Source organism: Melittangium boletus DSM 14713 (genome assembly GCF_002305855.1).
GTDB classification, from domain to species: Bacteria; Myxococcota; Myxococcia; order Myxococcales; family Myxococcaceae; genus Cystobacter; species Cystobacter boletus.
This window is the reverse complement of sequence record NZ_CP022163.1, coordinates 8,595,516-8,607,908: the sequence shown is the minus strand read 5'-3', so window position 1 is coordinate 8,607,908 and position 12,393 is coordinate 8,595,516. Positions and strand designations below refer to the sequence as shown.

The window sequence follows — 12,393 nt, the reverse complement described above, 5'->3', positions numbered from 1 at the left end:
GATGCAGCCGCAAGCCATGTGGTCGCCCGAGAACCTGCGCAATCCCTACCCCTTCTACGCCGCGCTCCGGGAGAGCGCGCCCGTCCACGTGCTGGCGGCCTTTGGTGGCACCCATGCCATCACCCGCTACGACGACATCGCCCCCATCCTGAAGAATCCCGCGCTGTTCTCCTCCCAGCGCATCGCCCCGGGCCTCCACCTGCCCAAGGAGGTGGGCGAGCAGGCCCGCCGCTTCTTCCGCGCCCAGAACAACCTCATCGCCTCGGACCCGCCCCAGCACACCCGGCTGCGGACCCTGGTGAGCAAGGCCTTCACGCCCCGCCGCGTCGCCGAGATGGAACCGCGCATCCGCGCCATCACCCGCCAACTGCTCGAGTCCATGCTGGCCCACGAGGAGTTCGACCTGATGGCGGAACTGGCCGTGCCCCTGCCCGTCATCGTCATCAGCGAGATGCTCGGCGTGGAGCCCGAGCGCCGTCAGGACTTCAAGCGCTGGTCGGACCACGTGGTGCAGACGGTGGCCCTGTCCCAGGGCAAGCTCGACCCCGGTCCCATCCTCCAGAGCCTCGAGCAGCTCCACGCCTACCTGGAGGAGACCATCGAGCGCCGCCGCCGCGAGCCCCAGGACGATCTCATCAGCGCGCTCGTGGAGGCCGCCGAGGGATTCCTGGAGGTGGAGGATCTCATCTCCTTCACCCGCTTGCTGCTCGTGGCGGGCAACGAGACCACGACGAACCTGCTCGGCAACGCCCTGGTCTCCTTGCTGCGCGCGCCCTCGGAGCTCGCGCGCCTCCAGGCCACCCCCACCCTCGTCCCCTCCGCCATCGAGGAGACGCTGCGCTACGAGGGACCCGTCCAGTCGCTCATGCGCATGACCACCCAGGACACCCAGATCGCCGGCCACCCCATCCCCGAGGGCACCCGCCTCTTCCTGGTGCTCGCGGCCGCCAACCGGGACCCCCGCCGCTTCAAGGAGCCGGAGCGCTTCGACATCACCCGCGAGGATCAGGGCCAGCTCGCCTTCGGGCACGGGGTGCACTTCTGCCTGGGCGCCCCGCTCGCGCGACTGGAGGCCCGGGTGGCCCTGGAGGAACTGCTGCCCCGGGTGCGTCAGCTCGCGTTCGCGTCCGGCCAGGAGCACGACATCGATTGGGGTGAGTCCTTCCTGCTCCGAGGCCCCCGGCGGCTGCGGCTCAGGGCCGAGCGGTGCCCTTCTCCCCTCCCCAAGTGATGACTGCGCGGCAGAGCGCGGGCGAGGGGGCCGACTTTCCGCTTCATCGGGCGACGGTCGAAGTTAGTGTCACGCCCGTTTCGTAGCACCCTGAACCCCTCGGGAGAGCCTGACACCATGACGATTCGCGCCCTGCTGATTGCCGCCACCCTCACCACCACGCCCGCCCTGGCGCAGACGCCGGAGGCGGGGACGAAGGCGCCGCCCCCGAAGGGAGAGACGGCGAAGGCGCCGCTAAAGGACGCGCAGGGCAAGGACGTGGGCGAGGTGACCTTCGAGCAGACGCCGACCGGCGTGCTGGTGAAGGGCACGCTGACGAACCTGCCCCCGGGCGAGCACGCCATCCACATCCACGAGGCGGGCAAGTGCGAGGCGCCGGCGTTCACGACGGCGGGCGGCCACTTCAACCCGAAGAAGAAGGCGCACGGAATCCTCTCGCCCAAGGGCAAGCACGAGGGGGACCTGCCCAACCTGTACGTCGACAAGGAAGGACGCGTGCAGTTCGACTTCTTCGCGCCGGACCTGAAGGTGAAGGGGCTGTTCGACAAGGACGGCTCGGCCGTCGTGGTGCACGCCAAGCTGGACGACTACCACTCCGACCCCGCCGGTGACGCGGGCGGCCGCATCGCGTGCGGTGTGGTGGAGAAGTAGCCCTCCAGGCGATGGGCCCTCGAGCGGGCGGGCTCCCGCTGGATCGCCACGGACCTGTCCTTGGATGATCAGGTTACATGAACCTTCATGTTCTCACTTCGAGAAGGTTCATGAGCCAGTTGGCGGACGTGCTGGAAGCTCGGCAAGGCGAGCTCATCAAGCGTTGGACCGACAACGTGCGTCATGACCTGCCTCACAAGGCCATCTCCTGTTTCGAGCTGGAAGATCACCTGCCCGCCCTCATCCAGGAGCTCGCCAGGAACCTGAGGAGCCCTCCGGAGCGGGATTCGAACGCCGCCTCCCACAAGTACCAGGAGATGGGACGAGCCCACGGAGCCCAGCGTTTCGGGCTTGGCTTCGATCTGGACACGCTGGTCCGTGAGTACGACCTGCTGCGGGGGATGCTGTTCGATCTCATCGAGGAGAACGCGCTCCCCATCACCCTGGGGGAGATCCGGTTGTTGACGGACTTCGTGGCCAACTCGATCGCGGAGGCGGTGAGCGAGTACAGCCGCCAGAAGGAGGCCGAACGCGATCGGCTCCTCCAGGAGACCGAGCGGTTGAGGGCCACCGCGGAGTTGGGCCGGGCCCGTCTCAGTGCCCTCTTCATGCAGGCGCCCGTGGCCATTGGCATCTTCCGGGGCCCCGAGCTAGTCATCGACGTGGCCAACCCCTTGATCTGCCGCCTGTGGGGCCGCACCCTCGAGCAGGTCCTGGGCAAACCCCTCATGGACGCGATGCCCGAACTCCAAGGCCAGGGGTTCGACGAAATCCTCTATGAGGTGATCCGCACCGGCGTGCCTTTCGTGGGCACGGAGATTCCCGTGCGGTTGATACGCACCGCCGGGCGGTTGCCCGAGAACGTGTACTTCAATTTCGTCTACGAGCCCCTGCGCGACGAGGCGGGCGTCACCGAGGGCATCATCGTCGTGGCCACGGAGGTGACCCAGGTCGTGCTCGACCGGCGGCGCATGGAAGCCCTGCTTCATCGCTCCCACGAGGCCGAACGCGCCCGGACCGCGTTGTTGGATGCCCTTTCCGCCCAATCCCTGATCGCCGTGGCCTACCAGCGAGGGCCCGAGCATGTCTTCGAGATGGCCAACCCGCTCTACCACCAGTGGATGGGCGGGCGGGAGCTCGTCGGCAAGACCCTCCAGCAGGCCCTCCCGGAGCTCGTGGGCCAGGACTTCGACATCCTCCTGAGACATGTATACCAGACGGGTCAGCCCTTCGTGGGCCAGGAGCGGGTGGTCCGCCTGGATCGGCGGGGAGATGGCGTCCTGAGCGAGATGAGGGTGAATCTCACCTATCAGCCCGTGCGCACCGTGGACGGCGTCATCGAAGGGGTCATCGTCCTGGCGCTCGACGTGACGGAGGCGGTCCGCGCGCGATGGGAAGCCCAGCGGCTGGCCGAGGAGGAGAGCGCGCGCCGGGGCTTCGAACAGCAGCTCATTGGCATCGTCAGCCATGACCTGCGCAATCCCCTGGGCGCCATCCTCCTGGGGGTCCAGCTGCTCCTGCGCCGGGAAGATCTGGACGCCCCCATCATCCGCGCCCTGGCCCGGCTCCAGACGAGCGCGGAGCGCGCGGTGCGCATGGTGAGGGACCTGCTCGACTTCACCCAGGCACGTCTGGGGGGAGGACTGCGGATCGAACGCAAGCCCGTGGACCTGCACGCCGTGGTCCGCGCGTCGGTGGATGAGCTGGAGGCCACACACCCCGATCGCGAGCTGCGACTGGAGCGGCGCGGGGACGCCCTGGGCATATGGGACGCGGACCGGCTCGCGCAGTTGGTGGGCAATCTGGTGGGCAACGCGCTCAAGTACAGCCCTCCCGACACGCCCGTGCACATCCGGGTCCTGGGAGACCCCGAGGGGGTATGCTTCGAGGTGCACAACCAGGGCGAGCCGATTCCCGCCGACGCCCTCCCCCGGCTCTTCCAACCCCTCCAGCGCGCGGTGGTGGGCGTGGACAACATGACCCGAAGTGTGGGACTGGGCCTGTACATCGTGGATCAGATCGTCCGCGCGCACGGTGGCGGCCTCTCCGTGACGTCGACCGAGCGCGATGGCACCACCTTCAGCGTCCGGCTGCCGAGGGGAACCTGAGTCGGGACCGTTGCTCCCCAGCGAGGCTCCTGGCAAGAGAGGGCGGCGCCCCCCGCGCAGCCCCCAGGAACAGCCCGCCGCACCGAGGACACCGTGGCCAACATCGACGAGGAGCGCTACCGGCTCGCCGCGCGCGCGACCAACGACGCCATCTGGGATTGGGATCTCCTCTCCAACCACGTGCAATGGAACGAGGCCCTTCACGCCTCCTATGGACATGTCCTCGCGGACGTGGAACCCACGGGGGAGTGGTGGATCCATCACATCCACCCCGAGGACCGGGCGCGCATCGACGCGAGCATCCACGCGGTGATCGACGGTGGAGGCGAGAATTGGAAGGACGAGTACCGGTTCCTGCGCGCCGACGGTACCTATGCCCATGTGCTCGACCGGGGCTTCGTCGCCCGCGACCCGGATGGACGCGCGCTGCGCATGATTGGCGCCATGCTCGACCTGAGCGCGCGCAAGCAAGCCGAGCAGTCGCTGCGGGACAGCGAGGACCGGCTGCGCATGGCCACCGCGGCGACGCGGCTCGGCACCTTCGACTTCCACCTCCGCAAACAGGAGCTGATCTGGGACGCGCGCTGCAAGGAGTTGTTCGGTCTGTCACCGGACGCCCCCGTCACCTACGAGACCGCCTTTCTCCAGGGCATCCACCCCGATGACCGGGGGGCGGCGGATCACGCCGTGCAACGCGCGCTCGATCCCAACGGTCCGGGGACCTACGATCTGGAGTACCGGACCGTGGGCATCGAGGATGGCATCGAGCGATGGGTCTCCGCCAAGGGGCGCACGTACTTCGAGAACGGCGTCGCCGTGCGGCTCATCGGCACCGTGCTCGACATCAGCGAGAGCAAGCGCAACGAGCGGGCGCTGCGCGAGCTGAACGCCACCCTGGAGCAACGGATCGCGGAGCGCACGGCCGAACGAGACCGCATCTGGCGCACCTCCAGCGATCTGATGGGCGTCGTGGACTTCCAAGGCCACCTCAGATCCCACAATCCGGCCTGGTCGAGCCTGCTCGGGTTCTCCGAGGACGTCCTCCGCTCACTCTTCCTGGTGGACATCCTCCACCCGGAGGACCAGACCGCCTCGCTCGAGGCCTTCCAGCGATTGACGCGGGGCGAGCGGTTGGGACGTCTGGAGCAACGGCTGCGGTGCGCGGATGGAAGCTGGAAGACGATCTCCTGGACCGCATCCGCCAGTGAAGACGCCTTCTACGTGATCGGCCACGACGTCACCGAGCAGCGCGCGACCGAGGAGGCCCTGCGCCAGGCCCAGAAGATGGAGGCGGTGGGCCAGTTGACGGCGGGCATCGCGCACGACTTCAACAACCTGCTCGCGGGCATCATGGGCGGACTGGAGCTCATGCGGATGCGGATCGCCCGGGGCCAGGTGAACGAGCTCGACCGGTACATGAACGCGGTGACCCAGTCCATCACCCGCGCCGCCGCCCTCACCCACCGGCTGCTCGCCTTCTCCCGCCGCCAATCGCTCGACATCAAGCCCGCGGACGTGAACGACATCATCGCCTCCATGGAGGAGCTCATCCGCCGCACCCTGGGCGAGAACATCTCCTCGACGAGGCTCCTCGGAAAGGGGCTGTGGCGGGCGACCACGGATCGCAACCAGTTGGAGAACGCCATCCTCAACCTCGTCATCAACGCCCGCGACGCGATGCCCGGTGGGGGCGCACTGACGATCGAAACGAAGAACACGCACCTGGATCTGGCCTACACCCGCGACAAGGACGACCTGCGTCCAGGGGACTACGTGGTCATCGGCGTGAGCGACACGGGCATCGGGATGTCGCCCGAGGTGATCGCCCGCGCCTTCGATCCGTTCTTCACCACCAAGCCCATCGGCCAGGGCACGGGGCTCGGCTTGTCCATGGTCTACGGCTTCATGAAGCAGACCGGGGGGCACGTGCGCATCCACAGCCAGGTGGGCCGAGGCACGACCTTCAACCTCTACCTCCCCCGCCACCAGGCCGAGACCGAGACCGTCTCCCCCGCCCCGGCGGAGCGTCCTCGCGCCGAGGCGGGAGAGACGGTGCTGGTGGTCGAGGACGACGCCACCGTGCGCATGGTCATGCTCGACGTGCTGGACGACCTGGGCTACGGAGCCCTGGAGGCGGTGGACGCCCAGACGGCCATTCCCTTCCTCGAGGGCGATCAACGGATCGACCTGCTGGTGACGGACGTGGGCCTGCCTGGCATGAACGGGCGGCAACTGGCCGAGGTCGCGCGCGGCAATCGCCCGGAGCTCCCCGTGCTCTTCGTCACCGGCTACGCCCAGGGCGCCGCCGTCCGCAGTGGCTTCCTCGAAGCGGGCATGGAGATGCTCACCAAACCCTTCACCGTGGATCAGCTCGCGGTGAAGATCCGCGAGATGATCGAGCGCAAATGAAGCGCGGGGGGTGAGCCCGTTACCCCGAGGGGATTGCCCGCACGAGTCTGCGCCACGCCTCGTCCAGGAAGATGGGCTCGGGCGTGGCCGCCGCGAGCAGTTCTCCCCGCGCGTCCTCTCCCTCCTGGCGCAACAGTGTCTCGATGGCCACGCGGGCCTCGTCCCGCCGCCCTTGCAGGAAGGAGACATAGGCCAGATGCGCCCGGACGAGGCGCTCGCCAGGGGCCCGGACGTGCGACGCCTCCATCCGCTCCCGCGCCCGTGACAGGAGCGCCGCCGCGTCCTCCCGGGCGCCCCGCTGCCAACAGCGCTTGCCCTTCGCCATCCACTCACGGCCCTCCCGGTGGAAGGCCACGGCCACCTGGCGCAGGAGGAACGGCTCGGACGAGGTATCGAAGCGGCGGATCACCTCCTCGTAGCGCGCGCAGGCCTCCTCCGTGCGTCCCCGCCTCCCGAGCACGTCACCGAGGGACAGCAACGCGAACACCACTTCCAGTTGCAGGAGCGGCTCGGCTTCCCCCCCGTAGCGCCGCACGACGCCTTCCAGGAGCGAGCATCCCTCCTCCAATCGCTCCTGCTCCAGGAAGAGCGCGCCCAGGTCGCGCATCGCCTGGGCCCGCCGCTGCATATTCGTGGACGGCAGATCATCATCGAACAGGAGAATGGCCGCCTCGAAGTGGATCCGGGCCTTCTCCCACTGACGCGCCTGTCCGGACAGGCGCGCCAGGGCGAGATGGGTCTGGGCGATCAGCTCCGGTGACGAGGCGTCGGGACGCGCGGCATACCGGCGCAACAGTTCCTCGTGATGAGCATAGGCCTGCTCGCGGCGTCCCGTGCGCTCGCACAACGCGCCCAGTTCGCCCAGGGCCTCGAACACCAGCATCCGCAAGCCGGGATCTTCCGGATCCCCATGCCGCCGCACCAGTTCACCCAGACACTCGGCCGCCGCGTCCAGACGCCCCGACATCGCGTACACCTGGGCCAGGTTGCGGTGGGCCTGGAGCGCCTGCGAGCGCAACCAGGTGTTGGATGCCTGGCCATAGCGCAGCATCATCTCCTTGAAGCACACCTCGGCCTTGTCGAACCGCCGGAGCAGGCAGAGCATCCAGCCCATCTGGTGGTGGGCCGCCGGTACCATCCAGTTGAGCGACAACTCGCGCTGCCAGCCAAAGCGGCGGACCAGTTCCGCGTAATGCCCCAGGGCGTCCTCCCAGCGCTCCTGGGCGTCGGCGAGGTCCCCCAGCACCATGAGCGCCTTGGGAACCTGGAGCTCCCAGGGGTCCACGCACGTGGGCGTGCGGCGCACCACTTCCTCGTAGCAGTCGCGCATCTCCTCCAGACGCCCCTGATCCCTCAGCAGCTCGGCCATCCGGTCCAGGGCATCCACCGCCAGCGCGTCCGCTCGCCCCGGGAAGGCATCCGCCCGGCGGATCGCCTCGCGCCAGTCCGCCAGCGATTCCTCCGTGCGGCCCTGGAGCCGCAACAACCTGCCACGCTGGACGAGGAGCTCCGTGATGGTCCCGGCCACGGGCTCCTCGCGCACCTCGCCGAAGCGGCTCAGCATCTCATCCAGACACCACCGCGCCTCCTCGTAGCAGAACACGCATTCGAGACCCGCCGCCGTGACGCGGAAGACCTCGATCATCCGCGCCCGCGCTCCGGGCCCCGGAAGGTCGCCCAGGCCCCCCACCGCCGCCTCGTATTCGCGTTGGGCCTCGCCAAAACGTTCCTGGCTCCGCAGCAGCGCCCAGATGCGCAACCGGGCGCCGGCCACCTCCTCACGCAGCACGGGCTCGGCCGCCCCGCCGAAGCGGCGCACCACCTGCTCGAAGCATGCCCTCGCCTCCTCGGGACGCAGTTGATCCCAATAGGAGCGCCCCAGCCGCATCAGGCTCCGGGCCGTCACGTCCTTGAGCCGCTCCCCGGACGGGCCTTCATGGCGGCGCACCAGCTCGTCGACATACACCCGGGCCTTGTCGGGCTGTCCGTGGTCCGCCCACAGGTTGCCCTGCTCGGCGAGCGCGATGGCCACCTGCGCCCGCAGCGGAGCCTCCGGGCTGTCCCCGTAACGGCGCACCACCTCTTCGTAACGGGCCCGGGCCGCGGCGGCGTCGCCCCGCCGCGCATGCGCCCCGCCGAGGGCATTGAGCGCCCGGGCGGCCTCCTCGCACCGAGCGGGATCGCGCGAGTCCGCGTGCCAGCGCACCACCTCTTCCCAAGCGCGCATCGCCGCCTCGGCTCGAGCCTCCTCCCACCCCATCCCGGGATCGTGACGCGCTCGTGGATCCCGGACAAGCCCGCCCTGGAGACAGGTGACCGAGCCAACAATTCATCCCGCGACGCGGCCCTCCCTCCGTGGAGAGGTGCACTTCGGGTCCACATCTCGGGAATACGCGTCGTGAACCCAACAACCTCCAGCGCGAGGGGGTGGCTCAGCAGTCGGACTCGCGCGCGCCGATGTCCGGGCCCTTGCCACAGTAGGCCTCTCCCACGGACACGCCCGTGTCCCGCGCCGGAGAGGAGACCGAGAGCCAGAAGTCCTCGACGCTGGAGGCGAAGAACACCGGGCTCTTCTCCATGGCGTGTGCGTCCCAGCCGGTGGCCGAGCGCCAGGCGGACAGGCCCAGGTAGCTGTTGTTGTTGCGCAGCACGGCCGCGCCCGTGAGCGAGGTGTAGAGGTTCCCGTCGAAGGACATGCCCTGGCGGCTCGTGCCCGCGCGCACCGCCGCGGCCGAGCAGGCCCCGAGGATGTTGTTGCGCACCTGCACATCCTGGCTGGGCCCGGACTCCCCGTTGCCCACGATGAGGCCATAGGCGGGCATGTTCCACACGGTGTTGTGGAACACCTTCACGTCGATGGCGGTGTCCACGCGGATGCCCGAGCCGTCACCACCGTCCGTGTTGGAGCCGTTGAACACGCGGTTGCGCCGCAGGACGATGTGGGTGGGTGGCGCGCCCACGCGCTCACCGCCAATCTGGATGCCCCGGTCGTTGTCACGCACCTCGTTCTCCTCGATCGTGACGTCTCGCGCGGCCACGTGCACCACGATGCCCTCCCCCGCCGACGAGGACGTGCGGCGGTGGCCCCAGATGCGATTGCCCCTGAGCGTCACCCGGGTGCACGTCTTGATGTCCGCGCCGTTCTCCTGGTTCTCGTGCAGCTCATTGTCCTCGACGAGCAGGTTGTCGAAGGGCGTCCCGGCCTCCGTGGCGCCGCCCTCGGGCCCCAGGCATTGCACGCCATCCCCCGAGTTGTGATGGATGTCATTGGCGCGGACGATCACGTTCCTGGAATTCGTCTGCACGCAGACGCCGTGGCTGTCATCCCCCGAGCGCCGGAAGTTGCTGATGCTGTTGCCCTCGATGAGCACGTCCTGGGCCTTCTCGGCGACGTAGACGCCCGCGCCCTCGGTGCCGTTCTTGAGCGTGCAGGCGCGCAGGATGCCGTGGTGCGCCCCCGAGCCGCGCCAGAAGGCGGCGAAGGCCTTGTCCCCCGCCGCGTCGAAGGTAAGGCCCTCGATGCGCCAGTACGCGCCGCGCACGTCCAACAACGGCGTGCGGCTGCCCGTGCCGCCCTTGAAGACGGGCTTCGCGCCCGGCGCGGCCATGAGCGTGAGGTAGCGGCTGGAGGAGCCGCCCTTCTCGTCGAGCCGCAACCGCTCGGAATACGTCCCCGCCTTGATGAAGATGGCCTCGCCCGGCTTCACCTGCGACAGCGCCTTGGCCACGGTGCGGAAGGGCTTGGACTCGCTGCCCTCGGCGGTGTCCTGCCCCGAGGCAGACACCCAGAGGACGCGGGAGAACGCCGGGGTCGTCGCGGTGGCGGACATGGACAGTTCCGAGGGGAAGACCCCCTCGTCAGCGGAAGCAAGAGCTCCGGAACCCGAGGCGAGAACACCCACGAGGGCCACGGGTGAGACGACCTTCAGCAGACGACGGATGCGCATCCACGCTCCTTGTGTGAGTTCCGATCCCAATGGGGACCGGGAAGCGAGCGCCGGACAGTTGGCTGGCCCTGGGCATTCCGCACGAGATTCGCCACCCCCGCATGCCCGTTCGCGAACGGAGCGAGCGGGCAATGTGAATTCAAGAGGTTATGGAGCGGTCCCCGGGTTCATGGAACGGCGGGCGGATTGCTGAATCGCCTTTCAGGGGAATACGTATACGCGCGCCGCGGAGAACGTGGGTGGAGCCGTCCACGGGGGGTTGAATGCGCACGCCATCGCGCCTCACGTCTGGAAGACGAGTCCCGGGCCCCTACCGGTGGGTGGGGTTGGGCTGGCTTCTGGCCCTCGTGGTTCCCAAGTGCCCGGTGTGTCTGCTCGCCCTCCTGGGCCTCGCGGGAGGACTGGAGGCGGGAGGGCTGGGCGCCTGGCTCGCCCGGTGGCACATCCCCCACGCCCTGGTGTCGATGGCCCTGGCCGTCATCGTCCTGCTCACGTGGCGAACGTACGGGTGGCACCGGGGCGTGATCGCGGCACTCATCGCGCTCGGGGCCTGGGGCACGAAGTTCCTCATGGACTCCACCCTGCTCCCCGCCGTCCTGGGCGCCTGCATCGCCCTGCTCTGGCTCGTTCCCCACCGGCGCAAGCCTTCCTGCTGTGTCCCATCCGTCGCCGAGCGCAAAGGAATCCCAGGATGAAACAGACCGCTCTGACAAGCACGCGCAAGAGCTTCCTCGAACCCATCCCGGCCACGACCAACGTCACCGTCCGCAAGAGCGTCTATGACTTGACGGGCTCGGAGGTCGCGGCGCTCAGGAAGGCCTTCGCCCAGCTGCAAGCCATTACCGACAACCGGGGCTATCAATACATCGCCGGCCTGCACGGGCTGCCCGAATACTATTGCCCCCACGGCAACCTGTCCTTCCTCATCTGGCACCGGCCCTACCTGCTCATGTTCGAGCAGGCCCTCCAGGCGGTGGAACCGGGCATCGCCCTGCCCTACTGGGACTGGACGTCCGAGCGCACCCAACGCGAGGGCATTCCGCAGATCTTCGCCGACGCGACCTATACCGACGCGGACTCGGGCCAGGAGGTGCCCAACCCACTCTTCCAGGCGGCCATCAGCTACACCAACCCGAACAACTGGACGCGGACATTCCGTGACCTCGGGGCGGCTTCGTTGCTGAGCAGTCTCAAGCCATTCGTCGAGCAGGCCAACCGCGTCACGAACTACGATCGGTTCTCTCCCGACCTGGAGCAGCCTCACAACGGGCTCCATGGGTGGGTGGGTGGCACCATGAGCACGGTGCCCTACTCCGCGTTCGATCCGATCTTCTGGGTTCATCATTGCTTCATCGAGAAGCTGTTCTGCGATTGGCAGGACCGCACCGGGGCGGTCCTCTCCACGAGCATCGCCGGACAGGTGCTCGCGCCCTTCAACAAGACCACGGACTCCGTGTGGAACTACCGGGAGCTGGGCTACCGCTATGCGCCCGAGGGAGAGAACCTGGGGGCATCGGCGAGGGCCCAGGCGCTGGAGAACGCGCAGCCCGCGCCCGCCCAGGTGGCCACCTTCGAGCTGTCCAAGGTCCCGGACGGGTTCGAGGTGGGCCTGCTCCACTTCGTGAAGACGCAGCACCCCGTCAAGAGCTTCGAGGTGCGCGTCTTCTTCAACGAGGCCTCGCCCACGGCCCAGACGCCCACGCGGGGCAACCCCCGGTACGCCGGCTCCCTCTTCACCTTCGGCCACGATGGCTGCACGGGAGGGCCAGGCCACTGCAAGGTCCCCGATGTCCCCGAGGATGCTTCCCACTTCGTCGTGCTCCGCCCCGAGCACCACCTGACGCCCCGGCGGCTGGTCCTCGACGTGAGCAAGGCGCTGCGCGAACTCAAGGAGAGCGCGGGCGCTTCAATGCTCGAGATTCAGTTGGTCCTCGTGGACCCCAAGGGCAACGAACTCCCGCAGGAGGAGCTGGACTTCGAGCTGCTGACCCTGGAGGCCGTCTGAGCCCTTCCCATTGCCCGAGCGCCCTCGGGCCATTACCTCAAA

Annotated in this window: 8 protein-coding genes; 6 read left to right on the top strand and 2 right to left on the bottom strand. The window is 68.5% G+C overall.

Going from position 1 to position 12,393, the window contains the following annotated elements:
- The first annotated feature begins 1 nt into the window (after nt 1).
- The 4 genes from MEBOL_RS35645 to MEBOL_RS35630 all read left to right on the top strand — a co-directional run bounded on the left by MEBOL_RS35645 (nt 2) and on the right by MEBOL_RS35630 (nt 6,399).
- Nucleotides 2–1,231 (top strand): cytochrome P450 family protein, encoded by a 1,230-nt coding sequence (locus MEBOL_RS35645; protein WP_095981584.1) that lies wholly within the window; start codon nt 2–4, stop codon nt 1,229–1,231.
- Between the two features lie 117 nt (nt 1,232–1,348).
- Nucleotides 1,349–1,882 (top strand): superoxide dismutase family protein, encoded by a 534-nt coding sequence (locus MEBOL_RS35640; RefSeq protein ID WP_095981583.1) that lies wholly within the window; start codon nt 1,349–1,351, stop codon nt 1,880–1,882.
- Nucleotides 1,883–1,992: 110 nt separating this feature from the next.
- Entirely contained in the window at nt 1,993–3,990 is a 1,998-nt protein-coding gene (locus tag MEBOL_RS35635; protein WP_170115661.1) for an ATP-binding protein, read from the top strand.
- A 93-nt stretch (nt 3,991–4,083) separates the two neighbouring features.
- On the top strand, nt 4,084–6,399 hold the full coding sequence (locus tag MEBOL_RS35630; protein ID WP_095981581.1) for a hybrid sensor histidine kinase/response regulator: 2,316 nt from the start codon (nt 4,084–4,086) through the stop codon (nt 6,397–6,399).
- 19 nt (nt 6,400–6,418) lie between these two features.
- On the opposite strand, the gene MEBOL_RS35625 is transcribed toward MEBOL_RS35630, so the two are convergent.
- The gene (locus MEBOL_RS35625; RefSeq protein ID WP_170115660.1) at nt 6,419–8,626 is read right to left on the bottom strand and encodes a tetratricopeptide repeat protein; all 2,208 of its coding nucleotides are present in this window, start codon (nt 8,624–8,626) and stop codon (nt 6,419–6,421) included.
- A gap of 205 nt (nt 8,627–8,831) precedes the next feature.
- Entirely contained in the window at nt 8,832–10,346 is a 1,515-nt protein-coding gene (locus MEBOL_RS35620; protein ID WP_095981579.1) for a right-handed parallel beta-helix repeat-containing protein, read from the bottom strand.
- 263 nt (nt 10,347–10,609) lie between these two features.
- Here MEBOL_RS35620 and MEBOL_RS35615 point away from each other — a divergent pair, with 263 nt between their 5' ends.
- A complete protein-coding gene (locus MEBOL_RS35615; RefSeq protein WP_157823860.1) occupies nt 10,610–11,041 on the top strand; it encodes a hypothetical protein in 432 nt (143 codons plus the stop codon).
- Nucleotides 11,038–12,351, top strand: coding sequence for a tyrosinase family protein (locus MEBOL_RS35610; protein WP_095981577.1), 1,314 nt, complete (start codon nt 11,038–11,040; stop codon nt 12,349–12,351). Before MEBOL_RS35615 ends, MEBOL_RS35610 begins: the two co-directional genes overlap by 4 nt.
- The last annotated feature ends 42 nt before the right edge of the window (nt 12,352–12,393 follow it).